The following is a 17,095-nucleotide window of genomic DNA, read 5'->3' as shown; positions in this document are numbered from 1 at the left end:
GTGAAATTATATCTTGAAACAAAGTACAAGCCACATTAAACTAGGCGACAGAACCTGTTCAACAAGAGCACGCAAAGACAGGATTACAGATACTCCTAATGATATGATTACAACTAAGGAAGGTGATGCGGTTGGAATGGTTGCTTCGGATCAAGAACGCACTGGATCTGATGGAAGAGAGAATGCAGCAGCCACTCGATATCGATGAAATTGCAAAGGCAGCCTACTCGTCTCCTTTCCATTTTCAGCGTATGTTTCATATGCTAACCGGCGTCACGGTTGCAGAATATATGCGCAAACGTCGATTGACCTTGGCTGCTCAGGAATTGAGTCTTTCTTCCGCCAAGGTGCTGGATGTAGCGTTCAAATACGGATATGATTCCCCCGAATCTTTTTCTAAAGCGTTCCGAAAGGTACACGGTATTTCTCCCTCTGAGGCCAGAAGCCCTGGGGTAAACCTGAAAGCCTTTCCACGCATCACCTTCCATTTATCGTTGAAGGGAGATCAGGAAATGGATTACAAAATTATAGAGAAGGCGGCCTTTACGGTCATTGGCAAGTCCATTCAAGTCACCACTAAGAACGGCGATAATCTTCGAGAAATCCCAAAATTCTGGAACGAACTGAATGCGGATGGTACATCGGATCAGATTCATGCCTTGGGAACAGGCGACGACATCCTCGGTATTTGTTTGGATTTCAAGCATGGGGAAGAGAAATTCACGTACCTGATTGCCGCAGAAGGCAGCGAAGACGTAGCGACCGCGAATGGGCTGGAAGCCAGAACCATTCCGGCTTCAACCTGGGCTGTGTTTACATCCATCGGCCCTATGCCTCACTCGATCCAAAAGGTATGGCAAAGAATTTTTCAGGAATGGTTCCCTGCCAGTAATTATGAGCATTCAGGCGGCCCGGAACTGGAAGTGTATACTATGGGGGATTCACATGCTGAAGACTACCGAAGTGAAGTTTGGATTCCGATTAAGAAAAAGTAAACAACGAACCGACTGCCTATTGCAGTCGGTTTTATACCGTACTGCATTTACATCATAAGGTGGCAGAAAACACAACTCCCTGCATACTCGCTACTCTAGCTTAATGCTCCCAGGCAACTCCCCAAGCTCCTGCTTCAACACAGAGTATAGCCTTGAACCTGCCGGCTTTAGCGGATAGTCTGTTGCTTTGCAAAGAAGGCCGAAGGTCATATCGATCAGGCTGCCGCTTAATTCCCTCACCGCTGTTCCTGCTGGGACAGAACTGACCAGAACTTGTGGCACAAGTGCAATACCTAAATCGCTCTCCACATAAAATTTCAGAGCCGTCATGCTGCCAATTTCCATCGTGTTTAATATGGTTATTCCATATTCCTTCATGACCATTTCAAGTTTGCGACGATATGGACAGGTGGCCGACGTAATAAGCAACCGCTGCCCCTGTAAATCCTCCGGCCCAATGTTTTCTTTTTGCGCAAGCGGGTGATTTTCAGGCATTAAAACTACAAATTTCTCCCTAAATAAAGGTTCAAAATATAGCTCTGTGCCCAAATCCGGTGCGGAACACAGCGCTAAATCAATATCCCCCTTGAGAACACGCTCGCTTAGAGTAGGGGTATTCCCAAACTCAACAGAAACTCGAATGTTCGGATAATGGGTTAAGAATCGTTTTAAAATTTCTGGTAGTCGGTAACTGGCAGTCGGTTCGGTCACTCCTATACGAAGGTCGCCTGCGGTTCCTCTTTGCAGATTGTCCATATTTTCCTGCAATTGCTCCATATCCTTTACAATATGTAGACTTTGCTCGTAAAACATCCTGCCCGCTTCAGTTAACTTTATTTTCTTGCCCCGTTCGATCAGTTGAATTCCCATATCGGACTCCAGCTTCTGTATTTGCATCGTCACGGTAGATTGTGCATAATTAAACTCTTCCGCTGCACGAATAAAACTCCCGTAATTCACAATCATTTGAAATGTTTTGAGTGTTTTAATGTCCATTCTCAAACTCCTATATGCACATTTAATTCAATTTTATTGAATTGTAAATTCAGTTAATTCAATTATACAGAACACAATACATCTTCTACAATGATACATATCAGATCATATTATTTTTCAGACGCAAAATGAACTGGATGGGAAGGAGCGAATATATATGGATTTACATCAAAAAGTAGCACTGGTTACAGGTGGAGGTACAGGAATTGGGAGAGCCGTATGTATGGCCTTGGCAGATCGAAAAGCTACGGTAGTCGTAAACTATTCCCGCTCTAAAAACGATGCTGAGGAAACTGTACGTATGATCCTTGAAAAGGGCGGACGTGCTATCGCATTACAGGCAGATGTTTCCCGAGATCAGGAAGTTCGAACTATGGTTGATCAGATTGTCCATCAATTCGGTACGATTGATATACTTGTGAATAACGCTAGCATTACACATCACATTCCTATGGATGATCTGGAGGCAGCCACGGAAGAGGTATGGGATGATCTATTTGATGTAAATGTAAAAGGCATGTTTTACTGTGCCAGAGCCGTAGCTCCTTTTATGAAGCGTAGTAAGCAAGGAGCTATCGTCAATCTGGGAAGTATAGCAGGGCAAACAGGGCTAGGTTCCTCGCTTCCCTATGCGGTATCCAAAGCGGCCGTCCACGGGCTGACCAAATCTTTAGCACGAGCACTGGCACCGGATATTCGCGTCAATTGCATCGTGCCAGGAGCCGTAGCGACAAGATGGTGGGCAGGCAGGGAAGAACAAATGAAGCAACTGTTTCCTCATTTGCTCCTACAGCGCATTTCTACGCCCGAGGATATTGCTAGCATGATCTGCTCTGCTTTGGAACAGGAAGCCATGACAGGCCAGACTATTACGGTGGACAGCGGACAAACGCTGTAAAAATACTGGGATTTCTGCGTAAAAACAAGCCGCCTTCTCAGACAGAAGGCGGCTTTTGAGCTATCGTATACCGTCGTTGACTACGTTTTTTAGCTTAGAGATACCGCAATTCGTGTACCTTTCACGAATTTAACAAATAAGTACCGAACAAGCGGCCCTACAATTAAGAGCTGCAGAGGGAAAGCAAAAATAAAATTCTTAAAAACTAAAGACAAGTAATTTTTAAATAATGAGTCTCCCGAAAGACCATTAAAAAAGTAAGCTGTCCCCAATCCATAAAGTGACATACAGAGAACCATTCCAATGACCATACAGCATGAGAGGGACAGAATCACAAATACCTTTTTAGATTTGTCGTATGGTAATGAGAAGGCTATTTTCTTTGCTAGTGGACCGACAATAAATAATTCCAATACGAAAGCAATGATAAAACATAAAATAAATTGAAGAAACATTACTTTTAGAGATATTGTGCCAATCAAGTCATTTGTATATAGATTATAAAATGTCATGAATACGACCATCCCCAAGCACATCATTAAACCAAAATAAAAATCTTCTTTCTTCGTTGTTGGCAATTCCATCATCCCTTCTGTGTACCTTGGTAATTATATAAATAGTCAAAACCTCCACATAAGTGAACTTTCTGTGAACTTTATAGTAAACGCTTCCTTTTTTGTATATAAGAAATAGGCATCGTTCATCTCAACGATACCTTGGAATACTGCGTCATGTCCCTCAATGATCTGCTTTTAAATCTAAGCCAAATCTCTTCAGCTCAATAAAAACACCTTCCAGTCGCTTCCCTTTTTCCGTTAACGAATATTCAACACGCGGGGGAACCTCGGCATATACCTTTCTTTCTAACAGGCCGTTATCTTCAAGTTCCTTCAGGCGTAGGGAAAGCGTTTTGGGGCTAATCCCCTTCATGGATTTTTGAAGTTGGCTGAATCTCAGTGTTCCTTCGATAAGAAGGTCGCGGATGATTAAAAAAGTCCATTTCGTTCCGATCAAATCAAGTGTTTGGGCAATAGGACACGGCTTACCTGGTATTCCTTTGGTCAATTCAATAGGTTCTTGGGCGTGCATAGGAACTCCTCCAAAAATATCTGTTAAACCCAATGGTATCACAATAGTTCCATTTAGGAAACTATATGAATTAAATATCACTACTTCCCTAAATAAACTTACTACATATACAATATCGGTGTAGCAAGTCATGTTTTCTCTAATACGAGGAGGTGAAGAGATGAAAAATATACTAATCATTAACGGTCATCAAAAATATGATTCGTCTGAAGGGAAATTGAACCGAACATTGATGGACAATATGGTGCGTCTCTTAAGTGAAGAGAACAAAATCAAAACAACGTCTGTTCAAAATGGCTATACCCTCAGCGAAGAACAAGAAAAATTTTTATGGGCGGATGTAGTCATTTACCAAACCCCAATCTATTGGTTCAGCGTTCCTGGATTATTAAAGACTTATATGGATGAAGTCTATGCTTACGGTGTATTCTTCACGGGTGCTCATAAATATGGTAGCGGAGGTTTATTAACCGACAAAAAATATATGTTCTCCACGACTTGGAATGCTCCGGAAAAAGCTTTTAATGATCCAACTCAATTTTTTAATGGCGCTAGTCTAGAAGCCGCACTCAGGCATTTGCATTCTGCACATGCATTTCTCGGTATGGAGCCTTTGAAAAGCTTTGCATGCTACGATGTTATTAAAAATCCAAATATACCTAAATTTATTGCTGATCTCGATATACATCTACAAGCCGTATTACATGATTAACAAATCCAGATGAACACTAGGAGGGAATCCATTTGCAAAACCAAAAGATTGTCATTATTGGTGGAAGCTCAGGTATTGGTTTAGAAACAGCTAAGCAAGTCATTTCGCTTGGAGCGGAAGTGGTAATCGCCAGCCGCTCGGAGGATAAATTGCACAAGGCCAAAGAAATGCTGGGCCCTCGTGCTGCAATACATGTGCTGGACACGTCAGATGAGCAGCAGGTAAAATCCTTCTTCGGAAAAGTCGGCCCCTATGATCATCTTATCGTTAGCGCGGCAGAAACCTCAGGTGGGTCATTCCTTCAGTTGGAGACGGATCAAGCCCGCAAGCTTTTCGAAAACAAATTTTGGGGCCAGTATTATGCAGCTAAATACGGAGCTTCCCAACTTTCAACCGAGGGTTCCATTACCTTATTTTCAGGAGTGGTGGCATACAAGCCGATGATTGGCTCCTCTGCGCTCGGTGCTGTGAATGCAGCGGTTTCGAATCTTGGTCAAACCTTGGCGTTAGAGCTTGCTCCCATCCGCGTGAATGTCGTCTCACCCGGCATTATTGATACACCTTCACGCAGCAAAATGCCTGAAAATACGCGCAATCAATTCTATGATACGATCGCGAATAAGCTTCCTGTGAAGCGAGTTGGACTTGCGGAGGATGTTGCACGAGGTGTAATTTATTTGATTCAAAATCAGTTTGTGACCGGAACAGTCCTTCATGTGGATGGCGGACACATTTTAACATAAAAGCTTCGTCTTAAATCCGTCAGTCATTTAACAAAAAAAAAACGAAGAACGCTCCCGCATCTTTGCTTGGGCGTTCTCCTCTTTTCTTATCAATGAATGATTTCACAAACTTTATCCTAGTGATGAATACGACGTTTGTTTCTCAAAATGTTGCGAATCATCTTGTGATTGGGGAGCTGCCTGAACAACATATGTCCGGGATGCGGATTGGCCTCGATAATCCAGATTTGACCGCTCTTTTCAATAGCAAGATCGATGCCCAGCTCGCGAACCGGATGATTTGTATCTATCGTGTCGGCAATGATTCTAGAAAGCTCGGTGATCTGGTCCAGAATCTCTTTCATTTTTGTTCTGTCATTTTTAAAGACCCTTAAAAGCACTTTGGACAACGGCGCCGCATGTCCTCCCTTCCGATAGTTGGTAACGACTTTTCGAGGTGCAGCGACACGGCCGGTTATTCCTGAAATGACCCATTCCGATTCCGGCTTCTGCATATACACTCTGGCATCAAAAATGGAACCTTTGTACTTGGCTAACTTAAGTCCTTGCTGTACCAAATAACGGCGATGAGGTCTCCGATAGGTTCTAACTGCTCTTCTTACGGCGTGGGATCTAACGACTCTGCGACTGGAGCCACAACGAATCTCATATTTCCTCCCCAGCTTTTTCGCACGTATGATGCCAGTTCCTCCACTCCCATAATTAGGCTTGATGAAGACTGTGCGATAGGTATCCAGCATCCGTAAAGTCCTTGCATTACTGATCCAGCGGGTTTCGGGCAAGTGAGAACGTAAAATGGGATGTTGTCGCATTTCCTTGTATTGAATCATCTTTCCAATGGGCACGAATATCCCTCGATTCTGTTGGGTTTTTGCACACATTACATGAATATGCATCTATATTCTATCTTGGTAACGGCGAATGCCACAGTTTGCTATGAAAGAGGCAAATCTCCTACTTTCTTTAAGGCGAGTCTTCTTTGATTTCAAGAGAGAAATGAACAAAGTGTTCTTTGCATGACGAAGTTATTGCAAATACCTATAAAGTTGATTCCAATAATATATTAGACCAATAATAATTCTGGATATATGATGTATTAAAAAATAACGTGAGGAGGAACGTTAATATGTCTATTTATGATTTTCAGGCAACCTCAATTAACGGGAAACCGATTGAATTCTCAGACTACAGAGGAAAGGTTCTCCTCATTGTAAACACAGCCAGCAAGTGTAGCTTCTCCAGTCAATTCGCTGATCTGCAGAGGCTCTACGAAAGACGGAGGGAACAAGGTTTTGAAATCCTTGCGTTTCCTTGTAACCAATTCAATGAAAAAGAGCCGGGTAGCCATTCGGAGGTTCAGGGAATCTGTCAAATGAACCATGGAGTAACCTTCCCGCTATTTGAGAAGACGGATGTAAGAGGCTTATCTCCTCATCCTTTATTTCAATATCTGACCCAACAGGCACCGTTTCAAGGCTTCGATACCCAGACCAAAGACGGTCAATGGATGGAGGATTTCCTGCGGGATAAGTATCCAGAAATATACGCTGGCGACGGTATCAAGTGGAACTTTTCTAAATTCTTGGTCGATCGCGATGGCCATGTAAAAGGAAGGTTTGAAGTAACAACCGAGCCCTGTGCCATTGATCCTGTCATCGAATCGCTATTGTAATTTTTCCGTTCACTTCTTTGGATTCTTTAAAAAAAGAGTATCAAATGACAAAAATGAATATTTGTCATTTGATACTCTTTGTGTTATCCTGACTTCAAGGAGGTGACTCACACGGCACTTGACCGTGTCCCTATGGAAAAATCCTCAGATGTGCTAACCAAGGAACAGATTCTCATCGCTACAGAAGACACCCTTAGACGTTTTGGTGTAGCCAAAACTTCCGTGACCGATGTTGCCAAAGTACTGGGAGTAAGTCATGGCACCATTTACCGACACTTTAAAAGTAAGGCCGAGCTTCTTGAAGGCGTGACCGAAAAATGGCTGAATGAAAAGATTATTGGCCCGTTAACGGAGGTCTGTCAGAATTCATTTATACTGGGAACGCCACATTTAAAACGATATATACAGACCTTGGTCGAACTTAAGCAGCATTATGCCCGCGATGACGAGGAAATGTTTGAGATGTATACGAGGGTCACCGAGCAAGCCGCTGATTTAATCGACCTGCATATCACACACATTGTGGATCAGCTCGCTGATATCATTGCACGCGGGGACATCACATCGGATCAGCCAGCCCAACTGGCGCGTACCCTTTTCTATGCCACAGCCCGTTTTCATCATCCCGCTCATGCTTACGAATGGAAGAGTCCCGTGATTAATCAGGAGTTTTCGGATGTGTGGATGCTTTTAGAAAAAGGAATCACTTAAAATAGATAAAGGAAAGAAGGACAAAACACATATGAAGCATTTGGACGGAAAAACAGCAATTATCACCGGGTCCTCCAGAGGGATTGGACGTGCCATTGCCGAGCAACTGGCTGATCTAGGCGCTAATGTAGTCATCAATTATGCCAGCAGTCCGGACAAAGCCCAAGAAGTCGTGAAGAGCATTCTTCAAAAAGGCGGCAAAGCCATTGCACTTCACGCTGATCTGGGCAAAATGAGTGATATTGAAGCATTATTTACAAATACGATTGCTGAATTCGGTAAAGTGGATATTCTGGTTAACAACGCTGGGCTGATGATCACCCAACCTCTGGCTGAGGTGACCGAAGCTGATTTTGACAAACAATTCGCACTCAATGTAAAAGGCACTTTCTTTGCATGTCAGCAAGCCATGAAATATATGGAGAACTACGGAAGAATCGTGAACCTGTCTACATCCGTGATCGGACAAATGTTCCCGGCCTATAGCGTATATGCAGGTACCAAGGGCGCAGTGGAGCAATTTACCCGTCAGCTAGCCAAAGAGTTCGGAAGCAAGCAAATTACGATCAACGCTGTGGCTCCCGGTCCTGTGAACACCGAGCTTTTCCAAGCAGGAAAAACCGAGCAGCAAATCGAAGGCATGAAAAAAATGAATGCTATGGGTCGGCTCGGCGAACCGGAAGATATCGCTGATGTGATTGAGTTCCTGGTCAGCGCCAAATCACAGTGGGTTACCGGGCAAACGATCCGCGTCAATGGCGGGTTCATCTAAAAGCTGGAATACATGGAATGGAGGCTGTTTACGTTCATGATATTAAACAAAGGCGAGACCTTATTTCGACAAGGAGAATCCGGCCCTTTATATCACTTAAAGAGCGGCTTGTTAAAAATTGTCCGAGTCCATGAAGACGGCTCGCAAATTTTAGTTAATGTGATTGTGCCCGATGAAATCATCCCGCACCACTCCCTGATCAGCCCCAATCCTTATTATGGTACAGCGGTGGCGTTGGTAACCTCTGAGGTCGAGGTTCTGTCGCAAAAAGAATGGTATCAGGCGCTGGAGCAAGATCCGGCTCAATGTCGGGCTATCGCTTTGCAGCTACAGGACAAGTTACGCATGATGCAGCAACGAATTGACCAGCTCACCGAGGTGTCACCTGCCGAGAAGCTTCGGAAGCTCCAACGCTGGTTCCACTCCTACATCGCACCCGCCACGTTAACGGACGTGCTGACGCAGGAGGAAATCGGCCAGTTTATTGGGCTGCGTCGGGAGACGATTAATCGGCTATTGCGTGCTTCAAGCGCTCCTTCTGCAAAAGATGATGACGATAATGCATCTCAATGAGCTCAAACCACTCTCCAGCATTCAACGCACCAAAACTGGGATGAGAGACGGTGAACAGCGTTGTTGATTTCCCAACGGTCGGCTCAATCTCTCTCATCTTGCGGATCACGACGTTTAATCCCTCCACAATTTCTTCTTTGCTAGTGGGTTGTTGGGGAGTGTACTGAGGGGATGGTGGAACTTGGATACGCATTGGCGGAAAGCTCCCCAGATTAAAAATGGCTGTGCCTGCCTCCGTTTTAACTCCTGTCTCCCCATTAGGCTGTAGACAAAGATCAATGTTCTTAAGATGCATATACAGTGCAGAGTTCACCAAATGAAGATACATTTGTCCAAGCGACCATTGACCCTCCTGAGGTGTGTATTGCAGTTCCTCCAAGCTAAAGCTGTCCAATTCAAGAAGATAGTGTTGTGCCGTTTCTTCGAAACGCTGCAATGTTTCAGTTGTATTCATATATTAATAATTGCCCCTCTCTATCAAAGTAGCTTTACTATACAAAAATGCTACTGACAGCATTATGTCAGTAGCATTTCAACATTTTTTCCACTTCCACACGTATCCGCTCCCTGAGCGACTCAGGCTCCAGCACAACCATATCCGCGCCCCATCCAAGTATCCATTGCAGTAGTTCCTCTGGCTGTCTGACGCGGAAGAGTACATGCAGTCCATCTGCACGCTCCTCTATGGCCTCCATATAAAAGTTGTTCGCTTCCTTCACCTTATCTGCGATATCTGAACGTGCTAATATGCGAACAGTTACATGACGGTCATCGGTTTGCTTGTAATCCTGCAAATGAAAATCGACAGGCAACTGAAACCTGTCCTCCAGCACGATAAGCTTGTCCATACGTGACAGACGGAAATGGCGAAGCTGCTGTCGCAATTCGCATTGCCCAATTAACATCCAAGAACCACGGAGCAGTACAAGACCATAAGGAGCGACCACACGCACACTTTGACGATTCCCGTCAGCCTCTGGCATTCTCTTGGAGTAGCCAAACTGTACTTTCCGTTTTTCCAATACTGCGAGACGCAACGTTTCCAAACAGGTTTTCTCGCTATGGTTTACCCCTTCACCCACCGCGAGCAGTCTGATGGTCGTACGCACCCGGGAAACTTCCCTACGAACGCTCTCCGGTAATATGGCTTCAATCTTCCTGCGGGAGGTTTGCGCCTTGATACCGTAGTCTGTATCAAATTTTTGTTCGACAAAATCCGTTCCGATTAGCAACGCCACAGCCTCTTCTGCGGTAAAGCTCAAGGGGGGCAGGAAGTACCCCTCCATCAAGGAATATCCAATGCCCGGTGCTCCTACAATCGGTACGCCCGATTCACTTAGAGCCTGAATATCCCGATAGATGGTCCTCACACTCGTTTCGAATATGGCTGCCAAATCCTCGGCTCGTAAAATATCCTTACGCTGCAACTCTAGCAAGATCGCTAGCAAACGATCTGTTTTATTCATGCCACGGCCCCTCTCTGGAAGGATCTAAAATGCAGAAATACAAAAAAGCAATAAGGGCAGTACAGTCACTGCGACTTATTGCTCTTTTTTCATACGGAAGTTACTTCATTATTTAAAAAACACTTTTTCGACGTTATATTTAGCCTTTTGTGAATTGATGATGTAGGTTTCATAGATTTCTCGCTCTACAGCATCTTCCACAATACAAACCTCAATAATCGCTACTTCGTTCCGCTTGTCCTTGATCGGCGATACGGTATCTTCAAAATGCTTTTTGATTCTTTGTCTCAGCTTTCTTGCTTTACCAACGAACAGCAATTCCTCCTGTGTGTTGTAGAACATAAAGATACCAGCCTTATCTCTAGGGATCAGGTGAAAGTCGGTAAATCCGTAAATATGGCTGAGCTCAGGGTTAACCTGTTTGGTAATTGTGATATCCGGAGTTGGAATTGTTATATTAATCACTATGTCACTTCCTCATTCTATATAGGTGTAAATATTATCACAAATCCCGTGGTAACACCATTTAATAATCCTTGTCCCATGACTAAAACTCCCGACTTAGAAACTGTATGAGAAAAAGATGACTCTGATGAATACAGAGCCACCTTTTCATTTATGTTATCCATTTTTGTAATCCGTAATGCGGTAATACATCGTTTTATCCTTCAACTTACGGAAATGGGACCTTGCCGGATAAAGATTAGCCTCAATAATCCCGATACGTCCTTTCCGGTCTATTCCAATGTCCAGTCCATACATACGATGTCCCGGAAAAAAATTACTTAATCTCTTCGCGGAACGGATGGAAACACGATTAATATGGGACTCTAGGGCACTGGCTGACAGGTGCCGAACAGAAGATTGTTTTATGCCGGATTTAAAACTGAGTAAAGTTCCCTTACTCCGTGTATTGTTGGAAACAATATAACCTTTGCCTGCAACTTTGATAACCTTCCCTGTGACTACCCATACAGGTGAGCCGGTTCTCCTTTGAATGATGACTCTCATATCAAAAGGGCGTTTGTTGATGGTCGGACGGGTAATTCTGCGTTGAACCATATAACTGTCGTTCCCGATTTTTCTTCTAATATAATGATACGTATTGGTTCTACCCCTTACTAAAACTCTTTTATTCTCGTAATGTACGATGTACTTATGGTTTCCTAACCAGGAGACCTGGAAGATCCCCCGTCCACGACTCCCCCACACCGGTTTCACAATAACATGCACGTACTTGGAGAGAAGTTTCGAGAAATTATGCCTATCCAGGAGCCTCGTCTCGGGGACATAAGACCTCAGAGACGCATACCTTCTCAATAACAAATATTTGTACCACTTATCTTTTGCTCCTGATGCCATGGGGACTCCACCTTTCTCATCCGCATTTTATGCTACTGAGATAGCGTTCAAGCAATTCCAAAAATAACTCCATTTCCTTATACGTAATATCACCTATATTGGCAATCCGGAACGTATTTAGCTTCTCAAGCTTGCCGGGATAAATCATCATGCCTTTGCTATAAAAATAATCATGCATAGATTGAAAATCATAACCTGGACAATGAGGTTCAAGAATGGAAGTAATAATCTTGGAATGATGCTCTTCGGGAATGATATAGGTTAGACCTAACCGGGCTAACCCGTTAATTAAGGTTTTCCAGGATGTCGCGTACCTTTCGTACCTTTTATCCACCCCCTCTTGCTTTAATTCCTCAATCGCTTGTCTAAGCGCATATAAGGTTTGGACTGGGGGAGTAAACCGCATCTGCCCATGTTCCACAAAATAGTTATATTGAGCATACAAATTCAAATAATAGCTTCTTGGTTTCTGGCCTTTCAAATTCTCCAATTTGCTTTTTTCGGCGATCACAAACGAAACCCCGGCCATTCCCTGTAAGTTTTTGTTGGAGCTTGCCGCCAGGTAGGCAATGTTCATTTCCTTCAATTGAATTGGAACGGCCGCAAATGAGCTCATGGCATCCACGATCATGTCGATTTGATATCTTTTGCACAATTCTCCGATATCCTTCACCTTGTTAAGCAGGCCAGTTGTCGTCTCATGATGTACGACGGCCAGATGGGAGACAGTGCGTTCGGAAGATTGGATATACCTCTCTAATTCGGCCAAATCAATAGCATCATCGGGAGAACTTTTGAACTCAAAATAATCCACTCCATAAACCTTCGCTATCTCGCACATCCGTTTTCCATAGGCCCCATTGCTGACAATGATTACTGCATCGTGATTCGGGACCGAACTGATGATGGATTCCACCGCTGCAGTACCTGATCCGCCAAACAATACGGTCGCATAATCATCCGGGTCAGCAACCAACCGGGTCAGTTCTGTAGAAATGTACTCCATGATTTGGCCAAACTCGGCTTCACGAGGACAAATATCCGGAACCACCTGTGAACATTTCACACTTTCTGTAGTCGTTGCCGGCCCAGGTGTTAGCAAAATGTTTTTCTTGACGACAGAACTCATGAACCGCCCACTTCCTTGCCCTTCAAAGGATCGTTATGAATAAAACGCTGCAGACGTTCTTTTACTTCGTGAGGCTTCATATGCGGACGAGCAAGCTGATCCTTAGAATCTTTGGATATTTTCAGACACAAAAACGTAAGTTCTCTATTCATTTTCCATTCTTGTAAAAAGACTTTTAGTTCCTCGAGACTGTGAACAAGAATCGACTTTGTATACCCACAGGAAGCAGCAATATCTATAAAATCAATATTATGCGATACCGTACTTTGCCCGCCTGTTGATTCATGGGCATTATTATCTAGCATGATATGAATCATATTGGCCGTATGGTAGTACCCGTTGGTTGCCAGGCTCCCCATACGCATCAGCAGAGATCCGTCTCCGTCAATCACGACAATATTTTTGCTTGGTTGGCTCAGAGCTAACCCCAGTCCAAAAGAACCGATGCACCCCATAGAACCTACCATGTACAGGTTGTTATCTGCATCTTCAATTTCATATAGTTCGCGCCCAGTTTTACCAGTTGTTGCAAGCTGGACGGTATGGCTGTCTTTCATGGAGTTAATCGCACATAATGCATCATAGCGCGTAGGCATTTGATGATTCGCACGACCATGCTGCCGGATCTGATTTAAATGGATGGAGGTTTGCTGTTTTTTCAATGGCTCTTTGTCGAACGTGCCTTTTTTAACGACAAAAAAGAACGGGCGATTCCGGGCAATTTGCTCATTAGCCTGGATCAATTGATTTTTTACCTCCTCTAAATCCTTGGAGAGATACTGCCATTCCACATCCATCAAATCCAGCATTTGCGTTGTAATCTGGCCCATCAGTTCATGCTGAGGCTCGTCAGGTATCCCCGGTTCTCCGCGCAGACTGACAAATCCAAGCAGAGGAATACGAAAAGGGTAAGTAAGGGAGGTCAATGGCGAAACAGCGTTGGTCAGCCCCGAATTTTGCATAAGGACTACCGATTTCTTCCCCCCTATATAAGCTCCGGATGCAATGGCGACCGCATCCCCTTCGTTAGCCGCTGCAACATAATCGCATTCGTTTATGGCATAATTGATCAAGCTTTTCAAGAAGGAGCATGGAACACCGCTGAAAAAGGTAAATCCTAATTTTTTCAGTTCTTCTCCTAACAATTTCGTGTCCATTATACGCGCTCACCCGAATCCGGTTCTGACGATGGAAGATATTTCTTTTCCGCAGCTTGCAGCTCTTCGACCCCTTGAAGCCGGAATACTTCTTCGAGGGTTGCGACTTCCTTTTCGACATGAACAAGGCTTTCATCCCGATAAATTCGGCCAGATAATTGTTTCATGGCTTGAATGGATGCTCTCAAATTATGGTTTGCCCAAATCACAAGGCTAATCCCCATCTCCTGAAACCTGACGGTTGGGGTTGTATAGTATTTGGTAGGCACGATCACTACTGGCAATCTTCCAGCCCATTCTTTCATGAACGCTTCAATCTCTGCGGCATCCGATCTTTTGCTGTGTATAAATACGGCATCGGCTCCTGCCTTTCGATATGCCTCCGCCCGCTGCAGCGCCACTTTAAGCCCACTCCCGGTAATAAATGCCTCTACTCTGGCCACCACCGTAAAATCCGTGTCCGTCTGCGTATCTTTCATCGCTTTAATTTTCCCGGAAAACTCTTCGATATCAGCCAAAGTCTGCTCTTGACCGTTAATGAAAGAATTCGTTTTGGGGAACCGCTTATCTTCGATACATACCCCCGCAATATGGCGCTGCTCCAGTTTCTTCACCAAGCGCCTTGCATTGTTGAAGTTGCCGTACCCCGTATCTCCGTCCAACAAAATCGGGATGGAGGTAGCGTCACTCATGAATTCCAAAACATCCAAAACCTGCGTCCAGGAGGCCTCATTGTTGTCCCTTACTCCCATCGCTGCAGAGATGGATAACCCGCTGGCCCAAATTCCTTTAAATCCTGCCTCCTCCACAATTTTGGCTGACAGACCATTATGAGCCTCCATGATAAACTCTGGCTTTTGTGAATTGACCAAGTCTCTAAGTTGCTTTGTTTTTTTCATTGAAACTTTCTCCTTCTCCCCTAAAAATAACGTGCATGGAATCTACTTTCGAATAAGACTCTTGTTTCTCATGATGGTGTTGATCATAGTAGGATCGGGAAATTGAGTAAATAGCATATGTCCTGGGTGTGAATTGGCCTCGATAATCCAAATATGACCTTTTTTATCTATGGCAATATCAACCCCCAATTCGCGAACCGGATGCCGTTCATTGATCTTTTTGGCAATAATGACGGATAGTTTGGAGATTCTACGAAAATAGGCATCTGCTTTCGCGCGGTTGTGCTTAAAAAGGCTGAAAAGCACTCGATGCAAAGATGCTGCATGCCCTCCTTTAAGATAATTGGTAACATACTTATGGGGTGCCGCGACACGAGCGGCCGCGCCGGAAATAACCCATTTCCTCCCTGGTTTCTGTAAGTAGATCCTGGTGTCAAAAATCGACCCATGGTACTTGGCTAACCGAAGTCCCTTCTGTACTAAATACATGTGTCTGGATTTCTGGTATGACTTAATTGCCTTTAAGACATAACGAGATCCAACAATCCTTCGACTTGAGCCCCTACGAACCTCATATCCTTTCTTCAATCTCTTGACCCGGATAATCCCGCTGCCACCACTCCCGTGATTAGGTTTTATGAAGACTGATGAATAGGTATTCAGCATCCGCGAGGTCCTTGAATCTGTAAACCAATGGGTTTCAGGTAAATGCGGACGCAAAACGGGATGTTGCAACATTTCTTTATGCTTTTTCATTTTTCCAATAGGCACTAGTCATCCCTCTTATCTTTTTGGGTTTTTGCGCATACAGTATGCATATGCATCCAGATCCCCTTCTGCGTGGGCCGCTACCTCTGCTAGAAACCAAGATTTATGTCACAAAAAGGCATGTCCCAGCTGTTATAAATACGCCCCCCTTGGAAACACCCTTTCGGACAGACTCGGGGTTCGGACCACAGAAAATAGGCTGTCACCAAATAATAAAAGCTCCGCAACCTCTTTCGGTAGCGGAGCTTTTATTTCCAGCAAGCGCTGGTGACACAGCCTGCTATTGTGCCAGGTGATATATGACTTTTAGCCGAATAGCTGCTTGGCTAATTATCGATCCCCCGGGACGGTTCCGCCGTTTTTCCCACCATTTTTTCCAGCACCCAGACAAGTCCCCCCACTGCAAGGCTAGCGATGACCGCCATAATCGCCGATCCGCCAGCATGCAGCAGCAGCACGGGAACCCACAGCAGCCCGAGCGAACGATGCACAGTCCGCATCCACTTGTTACGAACTTTGTTAATGAAGAAGCCATACCCGGCGATCGCCAGCAGAATGACAAATCCCGCAATCCCGGTATAGGTTTTGTTATCTTGAAGCTTGGTAATCAAAAAATAAATACCATGAACGGCAATCAGGATCAAGGTCGCCCAACCCAGCAGTTTATGCATAGAGTGTAACAATTTCCCAGTCTTTCTAACCAACATCGATGGCGATCTCAACTTCTTCTTAAACCAGAACCAAGAGAAGGTCGCAGCCCCAAGGAACACGGAGATAGTACCCGAAGTCTTGAATAATTCCCCGTTGCCTCCACCTCCTTTTTCACCGGGACGTCCGCCCATGTGCCCTGGCACATTGCTTACCTCGCCTCCCGGCGGTCGCAGGCCAGGTCCGCCCCCGGAAACCGAAGGCATGTAGTAATAGTAGATTACGAGCAGAGCTGCTACCGTAACTGCGATGATTGCCGGAATCCAAACGGTCTTTTTCGTTTTCATTAGTTATGCATCCTCTCCGGGAAAATTGCCTTGATTGTACCCGGTCAAGCTGAAAACAGGATTAAAGCTAGCTGAAAGTATTCCTTTTACCTCAGTCAGTATCGAGGGTGGTTGCAATAACGTTAATACAGGCAACCGCAATCGGTAGAAATTTTATG

The 17,095-nt window shown here is 44.5% G+C and carries 21 protein-coding genes; 8 read left to right on the top strand and 13 right to left on the bottom strand.

Features of this window, described 5'->3' with window-relative positions:
- Positions 1-125 precede the first annotated feature (125 nt).
- The gene (locus BM358_RS13210; protein ID WP_034095127.1) at positions 126-995 is read left to right on the top strand and encodes an AraC family transcriptional regulator; all 870 of its coding nucleotides are present in this window, start codon (positions 126-128) and stop codon (positions 993-995) included.
- A gap of 90 nt (positions 996-1,085) precedes the next feature.
- On the opposite strand, the gene BM358_RS13205 is transcribed toward BM358_RS13210, so the two are convergent.
- Complete coding sequence (locus BM358_RS13205; RefSeq protein ID WP_028540891.1) at positions 1,086-1,991, bottom strand: LysR family transcriptional regulator; 906 nt, start codon at positions 1,989-1,991, stop codon at positions 1,086-1,088.
- Between the two features lie 157 nt (positions 1,992-2,148).
- Here BM358_RS13205 and BM358_RS13200 point away from each other — a divergent pair, with 157 nt between their 5' ends.
- Positions 2,149-2,889, top strand: coding sequence for an SDR family NAD(P)-dependent oxidoreductase (locus BM358_RS13200; RefSeq protein WP_028540892.1), 741 nt, complete (start codon positions 2,149-2,151; stop codon positions 2,887-2,889).
- A gap of 89 nt (positions 2,890-2,978) precedes the next feature.
- On the opposite strand, the gene BM358_RS13195 is transcribed toward BM358_RS13200, so the two are convergent.
- Positions 2,979-3,467 (bottom strand): DUF2798 domain-containing protein, encoded by a 489-nt coding sequence (locus tag BM358_RS13195; RefSeq protein WP_023991007.1) that lies wholly within the window; start codon positions 3,465-3,467, stop codon positions 2,979-2,981.
- Positions 3,468-3,627: 160 nt separating this feature from the next.
- On the bottom strand, positions 3,628-3,978 hold the full coding sequence (locus BM358_RS13190) for a winged helix-turn-helix transcriptional regulator (protein ID WP_013312645.1): 351 nt from the start codon (positions 3,976-3,978) through the stop codon (positions 3,628-3,630).
- A 160-nt stretch (positions 3,979-4,138) separates the two neighbouring features.
- On the opposite strand from BM358_RS13190, the gene BM358_RS13185 reads away from it, so the two are divergent.
- Complete coding sequence (locus tag BM358_RS13185; RefSeq protein ID WP_028540893.1) at positions 4,139-4,690, top strand: NAD(P)H-dependent oxidoreductase; 552 nt, start codon at positions 4,139-4,141, stop codon at positions 4,688-4,690.
- A gap of 32 nt (positions 4,691-4,722) precedes the next feature.
- Positions 4,723-5,433: an SDR family oxidoreductase gene (locus tag BM358_RS13180; RefSeq protein WP_028540894.1), complete on the top strand. Its 711-nt coding sequence runs from the start codon at positions 4,723-4,725 to the stop codon at positions 5,431-5,433.
- Positions 5,434-5,549: 116 nt separating this feature from the next.
- On the opposite strand, the gene BM358_RS13175 is transcribed toward BM358_RS13180, so the two are convergent.
- Positions 5,550-6,278, bottom strand: coding sequence for a YheC/YheD family protein (locus tag BM358_RS13175; protein ID WP_023991010.1), 729 nt, complete (start codon positions 6,276-6,278; stop codon positions 5,550-5,552).
- A gap of 281 nt (positions 6,279-6,559) precedes the next feature.
- Between BM358_RS13175 and BM358_RS13170 the strand changes: the two genes are divergently transcribed.
- The 4 genes from BM358_RS13170 to BM358_RS13155 all read left to right on the top strand — a co-directional run bounded on the left by BM358_RS13170 (position 6,560) and on the right by BM358_RS13155 (position 9,161).
- Positions 6,560-7,105 (top strand): glutathione peroxidase, encoded by a 546-nt coding sequence (locus BM358_RS13170; protein WP_028540895.1) that lies wholly within the window; start codon positions 6,560-6,562, stop codon positions 7,103-7,105.
- A 132-nt stretch (positions 7,106-7,237) separates the two neighbouring features.
- On the top strand, positions 7,238-7,816 hold the full coding sequence (locus BM358_RS13165) for a TetR/AcrR family transcriptional regulator (protein ID WP_028540896.1): 579 nt from the start codon (positions 7,238-7,240) through the stop codon (positions 7,814-7,816).
- 31 nt (positions 7,817-7,847) lie between these two features.
- The gene (locus BM358_RS13160) at positions 7,848-8,588 is read left to right on the top strand and encodes an SDR family oxidoreductase (RefSeq protein WP_023991013.1); all 741 of its coding nucleotides are present in this window, start codon (positions 7,848-7,850) and stop codon (positions 8,586-8,588) included.
- Between the two features lie 36 nt (positions 8,589-8,624).
- Positions 8,625-9,161 carry a Crp/Fnr family transcriptional regulator gene (locus BM358_RS13155; protein ID WP_023991014.1) on the top strand — a complete coding sequence of 179 codons (537 nt, stop codon included), beginning with the start codon at positions 8,625-8,627 and terminating at the stop codon, positions 9,159-9,161.
- On the opposite strand, the gene BM358_RS13150 is transcribed toward BM358_RS13155, so the two are convergent.
- The 9 genes from BM358_RS13150 to BM358_RS13110 all read right to left on the bottom strand — a co-directional run bounded on the left by BM358_RS13150 (position 9,094) and on the right by BM358_RS13110 (position 16,937).
- On the bottom strand, positions 9,094-9,615 hold the full coding sequence (locus tag BM358_RS13150) for a DinB family protein (RefSeq protein ID WP_023991015.1): 522 nt from the start codon (positions 9,613-9,615) through the stop codon (positions 9,094-9,096). The two genes, BM358_RS13155 and BM358_RS13150, sit on opposite strands and share 68 nt — an antisense overlap.
- 67 nt (positions 9,616-9,682) lie before the next feature.
- Positions 9,683-10,627: a helix-turn-helix transcriptional regulator gene (locus BM358_RS13145; RefSeq protein ID WP_028540897.1), complete on the bottom strand. Its 945-nt coding sequence runs from the start codon at positions 10,625-10,627 to the stop codon at positions 9,683-9,685.
- A gap of 108 nt (positions 10,628-10,735) precedes the next feature.
- Positions 10,736-11,092 carry a nucleotide excision repair endonuclease gene (locus BM358_RS13140; protein ID WP_023991017.1) on the bottom strand — a complete coding sequence of 119 codons (357 nt, stop codon included), beginning with the start codon at positions 11,090-11,092 and terminating at the stop codon, positions 10,736-10,738.
- Positions 11,093-11,248: 156 nt separating this feature from the next.
- A complete protein-coding gene (locus tag BM358_RS13135; RefSeq protein WP_028540898.1) occupies positions 11,249-11,989 on the bottom strand; it encodes a YheC/YheD family protein in 741 nt (246 codons plus the stop codon).
- A gap of 16 nt (positions 11,990-12,005) precedes the next feature.
- Positions 12,006-13,118 (bottom strand): 2-aminoethylphosphonate aminotransferase, encoded by a 1,113-nt coding sequence (locus tag BM358_RS13130; RefSeq protein ID WP_028540899.1) that lies wholly within the window; start codon positions 13,116-13,118, stop codon positions 12,006-12,008.
- Positions 13,115-14,275, bottom strand: a complete 1,161-nt coding sequence (gene aepY, locus BM358_RS13125; RefSeq protein WP_028540900.1) for a phosphonopyruvate decarboxylase — start codon at positions 14,273-14,275, stop codon at positions 13,115-13,117. The genes BM358_RS13130 and aepY overlap by 4 nt, the downstream gene beginning before the upstream one ends.
- Positions 14,275-15,174: a phosphoenolpyruvate mutase gene (gene aepX, locus BM358_RS13120; protein WP_028540901.1), complete on the bottom strand. Its 900-nt coding sequence runs from the start codon at positions 15,172-15,174 to the stop codon at positions 14,275-14,277. Before aepX ends, aepY begins: the two co-directional genes overlap by 1 nt.
- A 42-nt stretch (positions 15,175-15,216) precedes the next feature.
- Positions 15,217-15,945 carry a YheC/YheD family protein gene (locus tag BM358_RS13115; RefSeq protein ID WP_028540902.1) on the bottom strand — a complete coding sequence of 243 codons (729 nt, stop codon included), beginning with the start codon at positions 15,943-15,945 and terminating at the stop codon, positions 15,217-15,219.
- A 323-nt stretch (positions 15,946-16,268) separates the two neighbouring features.
- The gene (locus tag BM358_RS13110; RefSeq protein ID WP_028540903.1) at positions 16,269-16,937 is read right to left on the bottom strand and encodes a hypothetical protein; all 669 of its coding nucleotides are present in this window, start codon (positions 16,935-16,937) and stop codon (positions 16,269-16,271) included.
- Between the last annotated feature and the right edge of the window lie 158 nt (positions 16,938-17,095).

Source organism: Paenibacillus sp. cl130 (assembly GCF_900116035.1).
Taxonomy (GTDB): Bacteria; Bacillota; Bacilli; order Paenibacillales; family Paenibacillaceae; genus Paenibacillus; species Paenibacillus polymyxa_B.
Note: the sequence above shows the minus strand (reverse complement) of the source record. Positions and strands in the feature narration are given on the sequence as shown.